17 protein-coding genes are annotated in these 18,826 nt (G+C 67.6%); 10 read left to right on the top strand and 7 right to left on the bottom strand.

Annotated elements, in window-relative coordinates; genetic code table 11:
* Window positions 1-47: 47 nt before the first annotated feature.
* Window positions 48-434 (bottom strand): glycine zipper 2TM domain-containing protein, encoded by a 387-nt coding sequence (locus tag J3A66_RS12645; protein WP_056406961.1) that lies wholly within the window; start codon window positions 432-434, stop codon window positions 48-50.
* 193 nt (window positions 435-627) lie between these two features.
* On the opposite strand from J3A66_RS12645, the gene J3A66_RS12650 reads away from it, so the two are divergent.
* A complete protein-coding gene (locus J3A66_RS12650) occupies window positions 628-1,662 on the top strand; it encodes an esterase-like activity of phytase family protein (RefSeq protein WP_348634045.1) in 1,035 nt (344 codons plus the stop codon).
* Window positions 1,663-1,876: 214 nt separating this feature from the next.
* Here the strand turns inward: J3A66_RS12650 and rpmB are convergent, their stop codons facing one another.
* The gene (gene rpmB, locus J3A66_RS12655; protein ID WP_031395040.1) at window positions 1,877-2,167 is read right to left on the bottom strand and encodes a 50S ribosomal protein L28; all 291 of its coding nucleotides are present in this window, start codon (window positions 2,165-2,167) and stop codon (window positions 1,877-1,879) included.
* Between the two features lie 227 nt (window positions 2,168-2,394).
* Between rpmB and J3A66_RS12660 the strand changes: the two genes are divergently transcribed.
* Both J3A66_RS12660 and J3A66_RS12665 read left to right on the top strand, forming a co-directional pair.
* A complete protein-coding gene (locus tag J3A66_RS12660) occupies window positions 2,395-2,628 on the top strand; it encodes a hypothetical protein (protein WP_031395039.1) in 234 nt (77 codons plus the stop codon).
* Between the two features lie 79 nt (window positions 2,629-2,707).
* Window positions 2,708-3,136, top strand: a complete 429-nt coding sequence (locus J3A66_RS12665; RefSeq protein ID WP_209570497.1) for a nucleoside deaminase — start codon at window positions 2,708-2,710, stop codon at window positions 3,134-3,136.
* Window positions 3,137-3,444: 308 nt separating this feature from the next.
* Here J3A66_RS12665 and J3A66_RS12670 read toward each other — a convergent pair whose 3' ends face one another.
* Window positions 3,445-4,119, bottom strand: coding sequence for an OmpA family protein (locus tag J3A66_RS12670; protein ID WP_056406963.1), 675 nt, complete (start codon window positions 4,117-4,119; stop codon window positions 3,445-3,447).
* 140 nt (window positions 4,120-4,259) lie between these two features.
* On the opposite strand from J3A66_RS12670, the gene J3A66_RS12675 reads away from it, so the two are divergent.
* Window positions 4,260-5,561 (top strand): hemolysin family protein, encoded by a 1,302-nt coding sequence (locus J3A66_RS12675; RefSeq protein WP_107045480.1) that lies wholly within the window; start codon window positions 4,260-4,262, stop codon window positions 5,559-5,561.
* A 75-nt stretch (window positions 5,562-5,636) separates the two neighbouring features.
* On the opposite strand, the gene J3A66_RS12680 is transcribed toward J3A66_RS12675, so the two are convergent.
* Window positions 5,637-6,038: a hypothetical protein gene (locus J3A66_RS12680; protein ID WP_192069506.1), complete on the bottom strand. Its 402-nt coding sequence runs from the start codon at window positions 6,036-6,038 to the stop codon at window positions 5,637-5,639.
* A 258-nt stretch (window positions 6,039-6,296) separates the two neighbouring features.
* Between J3A66_RS12680 and J3A66_RS12685 the strand changes: the two genes are divergently transcribed.
* The gene (locus tag J3A66_RS12685; RefSeq protein WP_209569187.1) at window positions 6,297-6,479 is read left to right on the top strand and encodes a hypothetical protein; all 183 of its coding nucleotides are present in this window, start codon (window positions 6,297-6,299) and stop codon (window positions 6,477-6,479) included.
* 41 nt (window positions 6,480-6,520) lie between these two features.
* Here J3A66_RS12685 and J3A66_RS19465 read toward each other — a convergent pair whose 3' ends face one another.
* Both J3A66_RS19465 and purD read right to left on the bottom strand, forming a co-directional pair.
* Complete coding sequence (locus J3A66_RS19465) at window positions 6,521-7,327, bottom strand: hypothetical protein (RefSeq protein WP_209569189.1); 807 nt, start codon at window positions 7,325-7,327, stop codon at window positions 6,521-6,523.
* 133 nt (window positions 7,328-7,460) lie between these two features.
* On the bottom strand, window positions 7,461-8,732 hold the full coding sequence (gene purD / locus J3A66_RS12695; protein WP_209569192.1) for a phosphoribosylamine--glycine ligase: 1,272 nt from the start codon (window positions 8,730-8,732) through the stop codon (window positions 7,461-7,463).
* On the opposite strand from purD, the gene xseA reads away from it, so the two are divergent.
* From xseA to J3A66_RS12710, 3 genes are read left to right on the top strand one after another with little or no spacing between them, the layout of a single operon-like run.
* Complete coding sequence (gene xseA / locus J3A66_RS12700; protein WP_348634046.1) at window positions 8,731-10,194, top strand: exodeoxyribonuclease VII large subunit; 1,464 nt, start codon at window positions 8,731-8,733, stop codon at window positions 10,192-10,194. The genes purD and xseA overlap by 2 nt on opposite strands.
* Before the next feature lie 31 nt (window positions 10,195-10,225).
* A complete protein-coding gene (locus J3A66_RS12705; RefSeq protein ID WP_031441717.1) occupies window positions 10,226-10,426 on the top strand; it encodes a DUF2093 domain-containing protein in 201 nt (66 codons plus the stop codon).
* A gap of 56 nt (window positions 10,427-10,482) precedes the next feature.
* Window positions 10,483-11,274: a M23 family metallopeptidase gene (locus J3A66_RS12710; RefSeq protein ID WP_348634088.1), complete on the top strand. Its 792-nt coding sequence runs from the start codon at window positions 10,483-10,485 to the stop codon at window positions 11,272-11,274.
* A gap of 15 nt (window positions 11,275-11,289) precedes the next feature.
* Here J3A66_RS12710 and J3A66_RS12715 read toward each other — a convergent pair whose 3' ends face one another.
* Complete coding sequence (locus tag J3A66_RS12715; protein ID WP_209569194.1) at window positions 11,290-11,826, bottom strand: hypothetical protein; 537 nt, start codon at window positions 11,824-11,826, stop codon at window positions 11,290-11,292.
* 307 nt (window positions 11,827-12,133) lie between these two features.
* On the opposite strand from J3A66_RS12715, the gene J3A66_RS12720 reads away from it, so the two are divergent.
* Both J3A66_RS12720 and J3A66_RS12725 read left to right on the top strand, forming a co-directional pair.
* Window positions 12,134-15,271 carry a TonB-dependent receptor gene (locus tag J3A66_RS12720; RefSeq protein WP_209569195.1) on the top strand — a complete coding sequence of 1,046 codons (3,138 nt, stop codon included), beginning with the start codon at window positions 12,134-12,136 and terminating at the stop codon, window positions 15,269-15,271.
* Window positions 15,272-15,685: 414 nt separating this feature from the next.
* The gene (locus J3A66_RS12725; RefSeq protein WP_209569197.1) at window positions 15,686-18,766 is read left to right on the top strand and encodes a TonB-dependent receptor; all 3,081 of its coding nucleotides are present in this window, start codon (window positions 15,686-15,688) and stop codon (window positions 18,764-18,766) included.
* Window positions 18,767-18,826: the final 60 nt, after the last annotated feature.

Raw genomic sequence — 18,826 nt, forward strand, 5'->3', positions numbered from 1 at the left:
CGGCCGTGCCGGAGGTGCTCGCCGGGCGAGCACCCGCGCTTTCGCGCTTAGCGGCGGCAATACCGAGGATTGTCCGACTTATCGATCGCGTTGCCGGCGAGGCCGCCACCGGCGGCGCCGAGGAGGGCGCCGATCGTGCCGTTGCCGCGACCGGCAACCGTGTGGCCGAGCAGGCCGCCGGCGAGGGCGCCGACGATCGTGCCGCCGGTGTTGTCGCAGCCGCGACGGTTGTTGCGGTCGTTGCGGTAGTTGTAGCGGCGGTCGTTGCCGCGATATTCGCGGTCATAGCCCCGGCCACGATCATAGCCGCGCCCGTCGTAACCGCGGTCATAGCCGCGCTCGTACCCGTAGCGCTGTGCCTCGGCGGCGACGGGGACCAGGGTCGCGGTGCCCATTGCGAGCGCGCTGACGGCGAGGGTGAAGGTCTTGAACATCAAACGTCTCCCATTTGGGACCTGGGGGAGTGCGCCGGTGGCGGGCCCTTCGATCCTGATGACAGCCTTATGGTCGAGTCGGATTGAGCCGAGCCTGAATGCGTTCGTTATCAACGGTTCAGGCGCGACTCCGGTCCCGCGCGCCTGACAGGTTGCAGGTGCCCCCCGGCGCGGCAGCGGCTATGGGGCGGGCGTGCGGCGTATCCCGACCCTGTTGTTCGTGCTGGCGAGCGTGCACCTGCTGGTGCCCGGATGGAGCGGCACGTCGCGGCTCCCGCTGCTCGGCGCGGCGGCGGACATGACCGCGACGCGGGTGCGGATCGATCCGGCCGATCCGTTGCGGCGGCGGCTCGGCGGGCTGACCTATCTGGGCGGGGTGGTGCTGCGCAGTCGCGATTCGGCGTTCGGGGGGTATTCCTCGATCGCGGTCCGTCGCAGCGCTTCGCGGACACAGGTGACGTTGCTCAGCGATGGTGGGAATATCGTCCGCTTTCATATCGGTGACGACTGGCGGCCCGCAGGGATCGGCTTTGCCGCGCTGCCGGGTGGTCCCGGACAGGGCTGGTCGAAGCGCGACCGGGACAGCGAATCGCTGACGATCGATGCGGCGACGGGGACCGCCTGGGTCGGGTTCGAATATTGGAACGCGGTCGGGCGCTATGCCGCAGGGGCCGACGGCACGCTGCTGGCGCGATTCGAGGGGATGGTCCGGCCGCGGGCGATGCGCGAATGGCCCGACAATGGCGGGCCCGAGAGCATGGTGCGGTTGCGCAACGGGCGATTCGTCGTGCTGTCGGAGACCGCGCGGCCGCGGGTGCGGACGAGCGCGGGCGGGGTCGGGCGCGGGACCGGGCGGCGGGGGCTGCTGTTTGCGGGCGATCCGCTCAACGCGCGCGGCGTCGGCTTTACCTATGTGCCGCCGGTCGGGTTCAGTCCGGTCGATGTCGCCGAGTTGCCCGACGGGCGGCTGATCGTGCTCAATCGCGCCTTTGCGGCGCCGTTTGCGTTTTCCAACGCTGTGACGGTGATCGAATCGGGGGCGATTCGGGCGGGGGCGGTGGTGCGCGGGCGCGAGATCGCACGGCTGGCAGCGCCGCTGGTGCATGACAATTTCGAGGGGATCGCGGTGGTGCGCGAGGGGGACGACACGGTGGTGTGGATCGTGTCGGACGACAACGAGACCGTGCTGGAGCGGACGCTGTTGCTGAAGTTTCGGCTGGAGGGTTAGCGGAGGGCGAGCGGGGTGGCGGTGTCTCGACTTCGCTCGACACGAACGGGAGGGGACGGTGCACCGGGCGGGCGGTGTCTCGACTGCGCTCGACACGAACGGAAAGGGAGGTGGAACGGGTTCGGCGGCGCGTTTACGTGCGACGGGCGCACAAACGCCGACGGCCCGCGCTCCGGTGGGAGCGCGGGCCGGGGCCGTGTCGCAGTCGCGCGGGTTAGGCGGCGGCGGCGATCTTCTTGACGACGTCGCGCTTCAGGCGGCGGGCCTTGAGCGAGAGCTTGTCGTCCGAAGTCTTGACGAGCCAATTGTCGAGGCCGCCATTATGCTCGACCGAACGCAGGCCGTGCGTCGAGACGCGGAGACGAACGCTCTGCTCGAGTGAGTCGGAGATCAGCGTGACGTTCTGCAGGTTGGGCAGGAACGTACGCTTGGTCTTGTTGTTGGCGTGGGACACGTTGTTCCCGACCATCCGGCCTTTGCCGGTCAGTTCGCAAATGCGCGACATCTGTCTACCTATCAAGTGTCGGGAGGAACCCCGGAAAGGCGCGCGGATACCCGGCAAGCGCGGCCGCGTCAACCGATTCACCCGTTTTTGCCGATCGGCGCCCACGTGGATGCGGCGAACGGGGCGGCAGAGCGGGGCGTGCAACCGCGCGGGGTTGATCGACGTTGTTACGCCATCGAACCGGTCGACGCCCGCATTGGGTCGTGGCCTTATATAAGGGGAATCCCATGCGTACGCTCTTGTCTCTGGTCGCGATCGCGCTGCTCGCCGTCGTCGCGCTGATGTATTTCGGGATCATCAACATCGACCAGACGCGTGCCGGCGCGATCCAGACGCCGAAATTCGAGGCGGACGTCGCCAAGGTGCGGCTGGGGACCGAGACCAAGACGGTCGCGGTGCCGACGATCTCGGTCGACAAGCCGGGGACCGCGGCGGACAATGGCCAGGTGCCCGCCAACTGATCCGCGCCCGCCTTGTCCTGCGGCTTTACCTGATGGGGAAGGCAGGGCAGGGCGGGGCATGTTTCCGATCCCAGAACCGATGCGGCGCGCGCTCGACGCCGCGCGCGACGCCGCGGCGGCGGGCGAGGTGCCGGTCGGCGCTGTCGTGGTGCACGCAGGGCAAGTGATCGCGACGGCGGCCAATGCGCCGCGCGCGCTGTGCGATCCGACCGCGCATGCCGAGATGCTCGCGATTCGCGCGGCGGCGAAGGCGCTGGGGCGGGACCGGCTGGAGGACTGCGATCTGTGGGTGACGCTCGAGCCGTGCGCGATGTGCGCGGGGGCGATCGCGCACGCCCGGGTCGCGCGGCTCTATTACGGGGCGGCGGATGCGAAGGGCGGCGCGGTCGAACATGGCGCGCGGTTTTTCGGGCAACCGACGTGCCATCATCGGCCTGAGGTGTATGCGGGGATCGGGGAGCGGGAAGCTGGCGCGTTGCTGACGGGGTTTTTCCGGGGGCGGCGTTAGGGGGCTGTCGGCAGCTTGTTGGCTGGGCGTCGAAAGAGTGGGTTCACGCGAAGGCGCGAAGGCGCAAAGATGTTGCGAGCGTGGAGCCGCGATATTTCAATCGCATCTGCAAAGGCGAATTGTGTCTGCCGGCCGAGAGGCCCGAATCTATGACTTCGCGCCTTTGCGCCTTCGCGTGAATGCGGTTCTTCTCTCTCTCTCTGCGCCTCCGCGTCTCCGCGCGAACCCCCTTCTTCTGCTGCCGGTCCGCCCGCACCCTGCGTCCCGGCTTTCGCCGGGATGACGGAGGGGCGGGCGGACTGAGTTGGTTAGCGGAGGTCGTTCTGGGTGATGGGGACGATCTTGACCTCGACGCGGCGGTTGGCGGCGCGGCCGGCGTCGGTGTCGTTCGAGGCGATCGGCTGGCTTTCGCCGTAGCCGCGGGTGCCGATGCGGGCGGACTGGACGCCGTGGCTCGACAGGTAATCCGCGACCGAGGTCGCCCGGCGCTGCGACAGGGTCTGGTTATAGGAGTCGCTGCCGGTCGAATCGGTATGGCCGTACACGTCGATATAGGTCTGGTTATACTGGCCGAGCGTCGAGGCGACCTGGTCGAGCGTGCGCTGGAACTGCGGCTGCACGGTCGCGCTGTCATAGGCGAAGGTGATGCCCGACGGGATGTTGAGGACGAGGTCGTCGCCCTGGCGGATCACCTGGACGTCGGTCCCTGCGGTGCGCGCGCGCAGATCGCGCTCCTGCTTGTCCATGTACGCGCCGACGCCCGCGCCCGCGAGGCCGCCGATCCCTGCGCCGAGCAGCTTCTCGGTGCGGTCGTTGCGGCCGCCGACGATGTCGCCGAGCAGATAGCCGCCGAGCGCGCCGCCGATGCCGCCGAGCGCGGTCTTCGAGATCGTGCGCTGGCCCGTCTCCGGATCCGTCGTGCAGGCCGACGTCGTGACGAGTGCGGCGAGCGCTGCGCCGATGAATATACCCTTGGCCTTCATGTCTCTGTCCCTTTTGATCATGCCGCAGATAACCCGGCATATTCGGCGATTGTTCCACCTGCGCACTGAACGCCCAATGACGATAAGTGTCGAGACCGGTTGTGAAGCGCGCGAATGTGCGCCAAGAGACGATCGAGCCAATGGCACCGCTTCCCCCCTTCCCCTGGATCGACGTCGCGATCATCCTCGCGCTCGTCGCGTTGAACGGCGTGTTCGCGATGAGCGAGCTTGCGATCGTGTCGTCGCGGCGTGCGCGGCTCGATGCGCTGGCGCGGACCGGGCGCAAGGGCGCGAGCGCCGCGCTGCTGCTCGCCGCCGACCCCGGTAAGTTCCTGTCGACCGTGCAGATCGGCATCACGCTGATCGGGATTCTCGCGGGTGCCTATTCGGGCGCGAGTCTGGGCACGCCGACCGCGGCGCGGCTGCAGGCGCTGGGGCTGAGCGCGAGCACCGCGGAGACGGTCGGCTTTGCGATCGTCATCGGCCTGACCACCTATGCCTCGCTGATCATCGGCGAGCTGGTGCCCAAGCAATTCGCGCTGCGATCGCCCGAGACGATCGCCGCGTTCATGGCGCGGCCGATGCGCTGGCTGGCGATCATCACCGCGCCGATCGTGTGGGTGCTCGATTCGACGAGCGCGCTGATCTTCAAGGCGCTCAGGCTCAACCGCGAATCGGAGGAGCATGTCACCGCCGAGGAACTGCACCTGATCGTCGCCGAGGCGTCCAAGTCGGGCGTGATCGAGGAGCATGAGCGCTCGATCATCTCGGGCGTGGTGCGGCTGGCCGACCGGCCGGTGCGCGAGGTGATGACGCCGCGGACCGACATCGACTGGCTCGACTGCAACTGGGATGCCGACGAGATCCGCGACACGCTGCTCGCGTCGCAGCACACCCGGCTGCCGGTCGGCGACGGGTCGATCGACCGGGTGCGCGGCGTGGTGCAGGCGCGCGACATCGCCGCCGCGCTGTTCCGCGGGGAGCCGCTCGACCTCAACGTGCTGATGCGCAAGGCGCCGGTGGTGATCGACCAGATCGACGCGATGGACGCGCTGATCGCGCTGCGCCAGGCCGAGGTGCCGATGGCGCTGATCCATGACGAATACGGGCATTTCGAGGGGATCGTGACCCCCGCCGACCTGCTCGCGGCGATCGCGGGCGAGTTCAAGTCGGACGCGGACCCCGACGATTCGCCGTCGGTGGTGGTGCGCGATGACGGTTCGCTGCTGGTCGCGGGCACGATGGCGGCGGATGCGCTGGCCGACCGGCTGGGCATCGACCTGCCCGAGGACCGCGACTATGCGACCGTCGCCGGGCTGGCGCTCGCGGTGTTCCGCCATCTGCCGGGCGAGGGCGAGAGCTTCGTCGAACAGGGGTGGAAATTCGAGATCGTCGATCTGGACGGACGACGGATCGACAAGCTGCTCGTCAGCGAGGTTTGAGGTTGGGGGTGCGGGGCTTGAACGCGCTGGATCACCGACCCGGTTGATTTACCCGGGCGCTCATTGTTTCGACGCTTAGCGGTTGCCCGAGATTTTAAGCCGTCGCGACACGTACCGCACGCAGGCAAAAACCGCGATTCCGACTACAAGAGACGGCGCATAGATCATTCCGACCCCGTAGATCGGGACGTCGCGAAGTGATTGGTAGTCATACCACGAGCTATAGATGACGTAGACGCACAGTGCGACGAACAGGATTGCGCACACGAGGATGGCGATCCTTGCTTCGGCGTCGACCTCCTCGTGTGCGACGGTTTCCGCATGCTCGCTGTTTGCCAGACGGTGCAGGACGGGACCAAGGAACACGCCAACGGCCAAACCGACCGCCAGGATAATGACAGGCTTGTCGAAGGCGACAGCAGCGCAGACGATTGGACCCAGACATAGATACGCAAGGATCAGCAGCCCCTTTGCCATCCCGTATCGTGGTTGCTGCATAGCCTGTCCGCCGCCTTATTGGTTTTCCTTGTCGTGGATGAAATTCGTTAACGGTGCGTGAGGCAGCGTCCGCGTCAACGCGGGCGGTGGCGGATGTTCGTGCTAGTGTCGGCCATGACCACCATGGCCTTTGTCTTATTGCTGCAAGTTGCTTCGGGACAGATGGCGCCACCCGTGATCGTGCGGCCGGCGGATGACCGGACGGTGTCCGCCCCGCTTCGTGGGCTGGGAGACACGATGGAAATCGCGGGTCGCTGTTCGCGCTTCATCGCACCGGCCGACATGGACATGTTCCTTGCCGTGGCCAAGGCCAACGCCGCCGACGAGCCGTATCTCATCAGCCGGATCGGCAAGGGCAGCCAGCATTCGAAGGACCCCGCATGGTGCAATGCGGCGATCAAGACGCTCGGTCGGAAATAGTCTGTCCGGGTGACGCAGTCCGCTGACGCGCGGCCTGTGCGTCAGAGTTTGCCGAAGACCGCTTCGAAGCCGGGCTTGTCGCCGGCGGCGAGGAGGCGGGATTGTTCGATCCAGCGGTCGCGGCCCATGCGGCCGGTGAAGGCGCCGAGCTGCGCGTCGATGTTCTGCGCTTCGGTTTCGGAGAGTGCGGCCATGTCGCCGACGGTGGTGACGCCCAGTTCCGCGAGGCGGGTGGCGACCTTGGGACCGAGGCCCTTGAGCTGGGTGACGGGGGCGGCTGCGTGGTCGACCGCTGGGGCTGGAGCCGGGGCCGGGGCGGGTGCCGGGGTGGGTGTCGGAGTGGGGGCTGGCGCCTCGGTCGGGGTGGCGGCTTCGGCGGCGGGGTTGGCGTCGAAGCTGGCGGCGGCGATCGGTTCGTCGGACAGCGGCGCGGGGGCCGGCGCGGGAGCGGCAGCAGCAGGCGCGGGGGCGACTGGCTGCGGTGCAGGCGCGACCGGGCGCGCGACCGGAATCGGGGTCGGGGCGGTCTGGACCTGCGACTGGCTGGGCGCAGGGGTCGGCTTCGGGGTTGGGCGCGTTTCGGGAGCTGGGGCGGCGGCGGGCGTCGGCGCGGCGGGCAGCTCGGGGGTCGGCTCGGGTGCGGGTTCGACGCCGGCTTCGCGCGCGTTGACGATGACGTCGCGCGACGCTTTTTTGCGGCTGCGCTTGGCCTTGATGCCCCAGAGCAGCCCGGCGATCACGAAGAGCGCGAGCACCGCGATGATCGCGAAATGGATCGTCGTCAGCGTGGTGATGCCGTCGGGGAGCAGGCTGTCGCCCGAGGCGGACGTCGCGGAAGTTTCGTTCATTTGCCTATAGTAGCGGGGTGGGTCGGGGGGGGCGAGACTTAATGCGCGTTGGCGGTGGTATCAGTGGCGTTGCGTTTGGGGATGCGCCCCACCCCAACCCCTCCCCTGAAGGGGAGGGGCTTTTTGCTTTGGGTCAGCGGGTGAGTTCGCGCCAGCCTATGTCGCGGCGGTAGAAGCCTTCTTCGAAATCGATCGCCTCGACCGCGCGGTAGGCGTTGGCCTGGGCGGAGGCGAGGTCGTTGCCGGTGGCGGTGACCGCGAGGACGCGGCCGCCGGCGGCGACGAGGCCGCCATCCTCGAGCCGGGTGCCGGCGTGGAAGACGGTGCCGCCTGCCGCGCGCGCCGAATCGAGGCCGATGATCGCGCCGCCCGCCTTGGGCGTGCCGGGATAACCCTTGGCCGCCATCACCACGGTCAGCGCGGTGGCGGCGCTGAAGCGCGCGGGGGGGAGGTCGGCGAGGCGGCCCTCTGCGACCGCGAGCATCGTCGCGATCAGGTCGCCCTCGAACCGCATCATCAGCACCTGCGTCTCGGGATCGCCGAAGCGCGCGTTATATTCGATCAGCTTGGGGCCCTGCGCGGTGAGCATGAGGCCGGCATAGAGGACGCCGCTGAACGGGATCCCGTCCGCCGCCATCGCCGCGACGGTGGGCGCGACAATCTCGTCGAGCGCGCGCTGTTCGAGCGCGGCGGTGAGGACGGGGGCGGGGCTGTAGGCGCCCATGCCGCCGGTATTGGGGCCGGTATCGCCCTCGCCGACGCGCTTGTGATCCTGGGCGGAGCCGAACGGCATCAGCGTGGTGCCGTCGGTGAGGACGAAGAGGCTCGCCTCCTCGCCTTCGAGGAATTCCTCGATCACCGCCTCCGCCTCGCCGTCCGCGAACAGCGCGTCAAGTGCGGCATCGGCCTCGGCGCGGGTGAAGGCGATGACGACGCCCTTGCCCGCGGCGAGCCCGTCGGCCTTGATGACCACGGGGAGCGAGAAGGTGCGGGTGAGCGCGACGTCGGCGTCGGCACGGCTCGCGACGCGGACATAGCCTGCGGTCGGAATGCCGGCGCGCGCGCACAGGTCCTTGGTGAAGCCCTTCGACCCTTCGAGCTGGGCGGCGGCCTTCGACGGGCCGAAGACGGGGATGGCGGCGGCGCGCAGCGTATCGGCGAGGCCGTCGACGAGCGGCGCCTCGGGGCCGATCACGACGAGGCCGATGGCCTTTTCGCGGACGAAGGCGACGACGGACGCGTGATCCGTCGCATCGAGACGCACGAGCGTCGCAAGGCTGGCAATGCCGGGGTTGCCCGGCGCGGCATAGAGCGTATCGAGGCCTGGAGAAAAGCTGGCCGATTGCACCAGCTTCCACGCGAGCGCATGTTCGCGGCCCCCCGAGCCCAACAGCAGGACGTTCATGCCCGATCCCTTTTCCGATGACGTCGTGTCCAGCGACATGCTGGCGAGCGATATGGGGCGGCTGGTAGCCGAGCCGGTCGCCGGCGACAACGCACTCGCCATGTCGGTCGGCGAACTCGCGTTCAAGCTGAAGCGGATGGTCGAGGGCGAATTCGGCCATGTCCGCCTGCGCGGCGAGATTTCGGGCTGGAAGCGCGTCGCGTCGGGGCATTGCTACATGGCGCTGAAGGACGATCAGGCGGTGATCGACGGCGTGATCTGGAAGGGGAGCGCGGCGCGGCTCGCCTTCGTGCCGCAGGACGGCGTCGAGGTGATCGCGACGGGCAAGCTGACGACCTATCCCGGGCGGTCGAAATACCAGATCGTGATCGACCGGATGGAGCTGGCGGGCGCGGGCGCGCTGATGGCGCTGCTCGAGAAGCTGAAGGCGAAGCTCGGCGGCGAGGGGCTGTTCGACGCGGGCCGTAAGAAGCCGCTGCCGTTCATGCCGCAGGTGATCGGCGTGGTGACGTCGGGGACGGGCGCGGTGATCCGCGACATTCTCCACCGGCTCGAGGATCGCTGTCCGACACATGTCATCGTCTGGCCGGTCAAGGTGCAGGGCGAGGGATCGGCGGCCGAGATCGCCGCGGCGGTGCGCGGCTTCGATGCGATCGCGCCCGGCGGCCCGGTGCCGCGCCCCGATCTGGTGATCGTCGCGCGTGGCGGCGGGTCGGTCGAGGATCTCTGGTCGTTCAACGAGGAGGTCGTGGTGCGCGCGGTCGCCGCCTGTTCGATCCCGATCATCTCCGCGGTCGGGCACGAGACCGACACGACCTTGTGCGACTATGCCGCCGACCTGCGCGCGCCGACGCCGACCGCGGCGGCGGAGATCGCGGTGCCGGTGCTCGCCGACCTGAGGCTCACGATCGACAGCCATCGCAACCGGACCGAGCGGTGCGCGCGGCGCTATGTCGAGCGCGGGCGCGAACGGCTCGATGCGCTCGCGCGGCATCTGCCCAAGCGCGACCAGCTGCTCGGGCCGCAGCGGCAGCGCGCGGACGATGCCGGGCAGCGGCTCGATCGCGGGCTCGAGCGGCGGCTGACGCTGGCGCGCGGGAGCCTCGACCGGTCGGGCGCGGCGCTGCGGCCGGCGACGCTCGAGCGCAAGCTGGAGGGCGCGCGGGCGCGGCTCGATGCGACGTGGCGGCTGGTCCAGTCGCTCAACCCGGATGCGATCCTCGACCGGGGCTATGCGCGGGTGACGTCTCGGGCCGCGGGGGGCACGACGCTCGCGTCGGCGGCGGCGGCGCGCGCAGCGGGGGCGCTGACGCTGCATTTCCGCGACGGGATGGTCGACGCCACCGTCGATGGCGGTGACAGCGAGGTCGCCGCCAGGCCGAAGCCGGCGAGCCGGCCGACGCCGTCTGCCGCCCCGTCCGCTGCCTCCGGTGCCGCGCCGCGCCAGCCGACCCTGTTCTGATCCTTCCCCCTGTGACGACGAGAGAAACCCGATGCTGATGTCCAATTCCGACCGCGCCGCCAAGCTGCATTACATGGCGAACGGCTTTCGCGTGCTGAGCCCGGGGGATCATGTCGTGTGCGCGGTCACCGGCCACCGCATCCTGCTCGAGGATCTGCGCTACTGGAGCGTCGAGCGGCAGGAGGCCTATGCGACCGCGGCGGGCGCCGCCGAGGCGATGAAACCGCGGTGATCCGCCCGCTGCTGCTGCCGTTGGTGCTGCTGGCTTCGGGTGGCACCGCGCAGACCGTGCCGGCGCCTGTCGCGGTCGCCCCCGCGGCGTCGGGGTTCGTCTGGACCGGGACGCTGAGCCAGGGCGGGCTGATCCTGGGCACTGCGCCTGCGGGGACGCGCGCGCTGACGCTCGACGGGCGGCCGGTGACGGTCGCGCCCGATCGCCGGTTCGTCGCGGGGTTCGACCGTGATGCGGGGACGCAGGCGATGCTCGTCGCGACGCTGGCGGACGGGCGCGTCGTGCAGCAACCGCTGATGATAGCAGCGCGCGGCTGGGACATTTCGCGGCTGTCGAGCCTGCCCAAATATCCGGTGCCCGCACCCGAATTCGCGCGCGTGCGCCCCGGTGAACTGGCGCAGATCGTCGCGGCGCGGCGGATCGCGGCGGTGTCGGGCGGCTGGCGGCAGGCGTTCGTCTGGCCGGTGACGGGGCGGATCTCGACGCTGTTCGGGTCGCAGCGCGTCTATGCCAACGGCGAGGCGGGCTCCTATCATTCGGGGATCGACATCGCGCGGCCGACCGGGACGACCGTGGTCGCGCCCGCGGACGGCGTGGTGATCCTGGCCGCGGATCACCCCTTCACGCTCGAGGGCAACCTGCTGATGATCGACCACGGCATGGGGCTGAACAGCGCGTTCCTGCATCTGTCGCGGATCGACGTGAAGCCGGGCGACCGGGTGACGCAGGGCCAGCCGGTCGGCGCGGTGGGCAATAGCGGGCGTGCGACGGGTCCGCATCTCCACTGGAGTTTGCGCTGGGGGGATGCGAAGCTTGATCCGTTGCTGGTGGCGGGGGTGATGAAGTAAGAGCGCGCGCGACGTCTAGTTGAGGCGGCGGACCTTGACCGCGGGCTGACCGCCGACGCTCATCCGGAAACTGCCGAGCGCGGCGCGCTTGATGACGACCGCGTCCTTCGCGCGCGGGCGCCGGGCGATCACATTGTCGTCGGTCTGAATCCAGCGCGCGCCATCGGCGAGCTGGAAGCGCCAATGGCCGGAGTCGTCGACCGACGCACCCGCGAGAACCGCCTCGATCTGCGGCAGGTCCTCGGCCTTGCCGAGCAGGCCCGTCTCGGGAAGCGCGATGCCGAACACCGCGCGCCGCGTCTCGCGGACCTGCTGCTGATCGATGATGACGATCGTCCGGTTCGCTTCAGCCTGTTCGAGCGCGGCGACCGAGCGGTCGAAACAGGCGAGCCGCGCGGCGGTCTCCGACAGCGTGCGGCACTGGGTGAGCGCGACCAGCACCGGCGCGCGTCCGCCGCGGGGCGACCCCGCGGTCGCAGCGGACGGCAGGCCCGCGATCAACAGGGTGGTGGTCAGCAGGCCGGCGGCCGCCCGGTGTGTCGATATGTGCATGTCCGTGTCATCCTCGTATCGGCTTCGGCAATCCGGGGCCGATCCGGGGCGGGGGCGCGCAGGGCCCGCCATCCCCGGAATATCCCCTTTGATTCCTTCGGAAAACCCGCCGCAGGGCGCCGGATTCACGATGTTGCCTTTTTGTAACAATGGTACGTCAATGCGATGATCCGTTACTATTTTACAATTTTATTTTGGACAAAAGCGCTGCCGTTTGCGTAACCGGCCCCCAGTCAGTGCGCCGGAGCGCGCCGCAACACATCGCGTCAGTCATCACGGATCGACGGCGCGAAAGGGGAATGAATACATGCGGAATCATATGTTTCGGGACTGCCTGCTCGCGTCCACGATGATCGCGGGCGCCGTCGTGGCGCTTCCGGCAGCGGCCCAGACCGCACCGGCTCCTGCACCGGCAGCCGAGCCGGCTCCCGCACCGCAGGGCACGACCAGCGACGACGGCGCGGCAGCGACGACCCCGGCAGTCTCGAACACGCCGAGCGAGTATCCCGCTGCAGCCGGGACCGCCGCGGGCACCGACATCGTCGTCACCGGTTCGCGCATCTCGAACCCCAACCTGACCTCTGCCAGCCCGATCACCGTGGTCAACGCGGCGGACATCAAGCTGCGCGGCGCGACGCGGATCGAGGACGTGCTCAACAGCCTGCCGGCGTCGTTCGCGACGCAGACCTCGTCGGTGTCGAACGGGTCGACCGGTACGGCGACGATCAACCTGCGCAACCTAGGTGAATCGCGCACGCTGGTGCTGATCAACGGCCGCCGCCTGATGCCGGGCAACCCCTCGTCGAGCAGCACCGCGAGTGCGGCCGCCGACGTCAACATGATCCCCGCCTCGCTGATCAAGCGCGTCGACGTGCTGACCGGCGGCGCCGGTTCGGTCTATGGGTCGGACGCGATCGCGGGCGTCGTCAACTTCGTGCTCGACACCGATTACGAAGGCTTCAGCGTCGACGTGTCGGGCGGCATCAACAACCACAACAACCGCAGCGAGCGGTTCCAGGCGCTGTCGGCGGCAAGCGGCTATCCCGCGCCGAGCGGCCAAGCGTTCGACGGCACGCAGTTCGACATCAACTTCAAGGTCGGCGCGGCAACCAGCGACGGCCGCGGCCATGTCGTCGGCTATGGCGGCTATCGCAAGATCGGCGCGATCCTGCAGGGGTCGCGCGACTATAGCTCGTGCGGGCTGAACGCGCCGTCGGGCAATGTCGGCAACGATTATGTCTGCGGCGGATCGGCCACCGCATTCCCGGCGAACTTCACGCTCGGCGATGCGACCGAGGGCGGGCCGCCGACCGGCTATACGCTGAACGCAGGAGGCCAGCTCGTCGCGGGGCGGACGCTCTACAACGCCAACCCGCTGAACTATTACCAGCGTCCGGACACGCGCTACACCGCGGGCTTCCTCGCCAAGTATGAAGTCAGCGACGCGTTCAAGCCCTATGCCGACTTCATGTTCATGGACGATCGCTCGGTCGCGCAGATCGCGCCGTCAGGTGATTTCAACAACACGACGGTCCTGAACTGCAACAACCCGCTGCTGTCGGCGGCGCAGGTCTCGACCTTCTGCCGTGCGTCCAACCTGGTGACCGACGCCAATGGCGCGGTGGTCAACCTGACCAACCCGGACGGCTCGCAGTATCAGCAGGCGAAAGTCCGCATCGGCCGTCGCAACGTCGAGGGCGGCGGGCGTCAGGCGGATCTTCGCCACACCCAGTATCGCTTCGTCGCGGGCGCGACCGGCGATATCGACAAGGGCATCTCGTACGAGGCCTATGGCCAGTTCGGCAGCACCGTGTTCAGCCAGGTGTATCGCAATGAATTCTCGATCTCGCGCACCACGCGCGCGCTCGACGCGATCACCGACACGCGTCCCGGCTCGGCGACGCTCGGCCAGGCGGTCTGCCGCTCGGTCGTCGACGGCACCGATCCGAACTGCGTCCCGCTCAACATCTTCGGCGCGGCCGGGATCACGCCCGAGGCGCTGAACTATGTCCAGACCCCGGGCTTCCAGTCGGGCGAGAACAAGGAAACCGTCCTCAACGCGAACTTCACCTTCAAGGGCGCCGAATATGGCGTGCAGTCGCCGTTCGCGAGCGAGGGCATCGCGCTGAACGTCGGTGGCGAGTACCGCAAGGAATCGCTGAGCCTCGAAGTCGACAACGCGTTCCTGAGCGGCGATCTGGCCGGCCAGGGCGGCGCGACGCTGCCGATCCGCGGCAGCTACACCGTCAAGGAAGTGTTCGGCGAAATCCAGGTGCCGCTGGTCAGCGACCGCCCGTTCGTCAACGAGCTGACGGTCAATGGCGGCTATCGCTATTCGAGCTACAGCACCGCGGGTTCGGCGCATTCGTACAAGGGTGAGCTGGTCTGGGCGCCGATCTCCGACGTCCGCTTCCGCGGCGGCTACAACCGTGCGGTCCGCGCACCGAACACGCAGGAGCTGTTCGCACAGCAGTCGGTCCAGCTCGACGGTGCGACCGATCCCTGCGCCGGCGCCGCGGTCAACGGTCTGGTCAACGGCAACACGGCCGCGCAGTGCGCGCTGACCGGCGTTCCCGCGAACCGGTTCGGCCTGATCGCCGCCAACCCGTCCGAGCAGTATAACGGCCTGCTCGGCGGCAACCCGAACCTGCGCCCCGAAAAGGCCGACACGTTCACCGCGGGCGTGATCCTGCGGCCGTCGTTCCTGCCGGGCTTCAACCTGTCGGTCGACGGCTTCCGCATCAAGCTGAAGGACCGGATCGGCGTCGTCGGCGCGGACACGATCATCGCGCAGTGCCTCCAGACAGCCGACGACCAGTTCTGCAGTGCGATCAACCGCGATGCCAACGGCACGCTGTGGCAGGGCAATGCGGGCTTCATCGTCGACACCAACGTCAACGCAGGGTCGCTGACCACGCAGGGGATCGAGACCTCGGCGGGCTATACCTACCGCTCGGACAGCATCGGCACGATCGGGCTGTCGTTCAACGGCACCTATGTCGACAAGTTCACGTCGGACAAGGTCGGCACCAAGTTCGATTGCGCGGGCCTGTACGGCGCACAGTGCGGCTATCCGATGTCCAAGTGGCGTCACCAGGCGCGTCTGTCGTTGACCACGCTGGGCGGCATCGGCCTGTCGGGCAACTGGCGCCATCTGTCGGCGACCAAGTTCGAGCGGACCAGCGGCGATGCCGACCTGGCCGGCCCGTTCTTCGCCAATGACGGCCGCGTGAAGGCGCAGGACTATTTCGATCTCGCCGCCACCATCCGGGTCGCGGACAAGGTCACCTACCGCCTCGGCGTCAACAACGTGCTCGACAAGACGCCGCCGATCCTCAGCGCGACGGCGTCGCCGATCGGCTCGTTCGGCAACGGCAACACCTATCCGGGCATCTATGATGCACTCGGCCGGTACCTGTTCGTCGGCCTGACGATCGACATGTAAGCGATCCTTTCGGACGCGATATCGGGGGGCGGCGGATCTTGGATCCGCCGCCCCTTTTTTTGGTTCGGGCGGCCGGTCCGGAGTGACGCTGAAGCCCGGACCAAGGCCTCGCCGAGCGCCTGTCGCGGGTGCGACGTGAAAATGCCTTTGCCTAATTATTATGCGTAGCGAGGATCTGCTGTCGGAAAAAGCAACAGATTGTAAGAAAGAGCACCAGTGATTGTGTCTTTTTCGCTACACGAGATTGCCAAAGCATTCGGCCGCCCGGATGCATTCTTTACAGGATGCGACAGTACCTCCATCCCATCGCCATTGTCCTTTGGGGTCGCGTCACTGCGCGCGATGAAGGGGGCGCGACATTACCCGGCGGACTGCGATGCAGCCGCAAGGGTACAAGCGAGGGATAACGCTCAAGTGACCAATTCGAGTTTCGCACGCTGCGCGCTGCGCGGGGGAACCGCCTTGCAGGCGCTCATGCTGATGGGTGCCGGTATCGTCTTTGCCGGCCCGGCGTCGGCGCAGACCGTGCCGCCCCCCGCATCGGCGCCGACGACGGCCCCGACCAACGAAGCGGAACCCGCTTCCGACGCTGCGCAGTTGCCGCCGACCGCCAACACGCCACAGGATGGCGAGGATATCGTCGTCACGGGGTCGCTGTTCCGCGGGCGCGACACCGGCCCGTCGCCGGTCACCACGCTGACCGCCGCGACTCTGCAGGAGCGCGGCATCAACACCGCGGCCGAGGCCGTGCAGCGGCTGACGTCGAACGGTGCGGGTACGATCAGCCAGGGCTGGAACACGGGCAGCAACTTTGCGACCGGGGCGACCGCGGCGTCGCTTCGCGGCCTGTCGGTCCAGTCGACGCTGACGCTGTTCGACGGCCTTCGCATGGCACCCTATCCGCTGGCCGATGACGGCCAGCGCAACTTCGTCGACATGAACACGATCCCGAGCGCGCTGGTCGAGCGGATCGAAGTGCTCAAGGACGGTGCATCGTCGACCTATGGCGCGGATGCGGTCGCGGGCGTCATCAACGTCATCATGAAGAAGCAGGTCGAGGGTCTCCACCTCAACGGATCTGCGGGCATTTCGGATCGCGGCGACGGCGCCGAGCAGCGGCTCGATGCCACCTGGGGCTATGGCGACCTCGCCACCCAGGGCTATAACTTCTACGTCAACGGCGAGTATCAGAACACCGCAGCAGTCAATGCGAGCGATCGCGGCTATCCGTTCAACTCGTCGGACCTGAGCCGGATCTGCAACGACGCGGGCAGCTGCATCCGCCAGCCCGCCGGTGCACGCAACTTCTTCAACGCCGACGGTACGTTTTCCGGACTGGCGTCGACGACCGTACCGCTGGTCCGTCCCGTCGATGCGACCGGCGCCGCGCTCGGCCGGTACAATATCCTGAACGCGGCCGATGGGTGTCGCAACCTGAACCCCGTGACGGTTCTTCCCGGGCAGAGCCCGACCGCCGGGTCGGTCGTCTGTCAGCAGGACTTCCGCAAGCAGTATCTGCAGGTATTGCCGCAGCAGGAGCGGTACGGCTTTGCCGGTCGTTTCACCGCCAATGTCGGCGAGAACGCACAGGCCTATGTCTCGGGTAACTACTACCGGACCAACACCTTCACGCAGCTGAGCCCGCTCGGCTACAACAACCAGACCACGCCGCCGGGTGCGGTCGTGCTGAACCCGCTCTTCCTGCCGACCTATGTCTGCGCCGGCGGCGTTGGTTCGCTGACGATGCTGAACACGGGCTGCAACGCGGGGAACGGGGTTCTGAACCCGAACAACCCCTTCGCGGCAAGCGGCAACCGTGCGCAGTTGCTGAGCCTGTATGACCGGCCGCGTACGATCGAAACCAACTCGCGCGCGCTGCGCATCGCCGCAGGGCTCAAGGGGTCGTTCGGCGACGACTGGAACTACAATGCGGACTTCACCGCGTCGAACACGCAGCTCGACGTGATCCAGAAGAACTACCTGATCCCGCAGCGCCTGCTCGACGTGATCGCGCGGGGGACGTATAATTTCGTCAACCCGAGCGCGAACTCGGAAGAGAGTCGCAACTACATCGCGCCCGAAAACCGGACGCGCTCGACGGCCGATCTCTGGCAGATCCAGGGCAACATCTCGAAGGCGCTGTTTACGCTGCCCGGTGGTCCGTTGCAGGTCGCGGTGGGTGCGGCCTATCGCAAGGAGTCGATCGACAACCCCAGCGCGAACCCGCAGAACGACGCCGCCCCTTATGATCGCTATTATGGTGTGAATTCGGTCGGTGCAGTGGGTAGCCGCAACGTGAAGTCGGCCTTCTTCGAAATCAACGCGCCGGTCCTCGACCAGCTCGTGATCAACGGCTCGGGCCGCTATGACGACTATTCGTCGGGTCAGAGCAACTTCTCGCCAAAGATCGGTGCGAAGTTCACCCCGATCGAGCAGTTCTCGTTGCGCGGTACCTATTCGAAGGGGTTCCGCATCCCGAGCTTCAACGAAGCTAACGGCCTGCCGACCACGGGTTATGTCACGCGGTCGCTCGACCCGAGCATCCCGGCGCAGGCTGCGTTCATCGCCGCGCATGGCGGCAACTCCTATGCAACGGGTCAGTTCTCGGTCGGCAACACCTCAACGGGCAATCCGAACCTCGACCCCGAAAAGTCGACCAGCTGGACGCTCGGTGCGATCTTCGAGCCGACATCGCGGATCAACTTCACCGTTGATTACTTCAACATCAAGGTGAAGGGCATCATCAACCCGGCCAGCTCGGCCGGCGCGTTCGAGCAGTATTACGCGAACAATGGTGTCGTGAACCTGCCCGGCGTCGTCGTCCGTCCCGGCCTGGCCGATAATGACAACCCTGCGGCACTGCCACAGATCGGCTTCATCGAGGTCTCGTACCAGAATGCGGATCAGCAGAACGTGCAGGGCATCGATTTCGGCGCCAATGCACGCTTCCCGATCGGCGACAACGTCACCTTCACCACGTCGGCCGATGCGTCTTATCTGATCCGGTTCGACAAGCGGACTGCAGACGGCAACACCGAGCGCTATGACGGTACGCTCAGCCCCTGCAACAACACGTCATGCTCGGGTTCGCCCAAGTGGCGTGCGACGTGGCAGAACACCGTCGAAGTCGGAGCCGCGACGCTTTCGGCGACCGCCTACTACACCGGTGGCTATGACCTGGCATCGACCGATGTCTCGAACGGTTACAGCGGTGTGAAGGGCGATTGCGAGGCGAGCATCGGTTCGTCGGTCGTGACGTACCAGGACGGGTCGCCCGTGCTGTGCAACGCGAAGGCAACGTGGAACGTCGACATGACCGCGACGGTCAAGGTCAACGACCGGTTCACGCTGTACACCAACGTGCTCAACATCTTCGACATCAAGCCCCCGTTCGATCCGAGCGGCGGGTACAGCATCAACCAGTACAACCCCGCATGGACGACGGCGAACGTCCTGGGTCGCTTCTTCCGGGTCGGCGCTCGCGTCGACTTCTAAGAACGAGCATTCTGCATGAGGGCGGGTCCTTCGGGACCCGCCCTTTTTTTGTGCCTGCCG

Origin of the sequence: Sphingomonas sp. PvP018 (assembly GCF_017876865.1) — a bacterium.
GTDB lineage: Bacteria > Pseudomonadota > Alphaproteobacteria > Sphingomonadales > Sphingomonadaceae > Sphingomonas > Sphingomonas aerolata.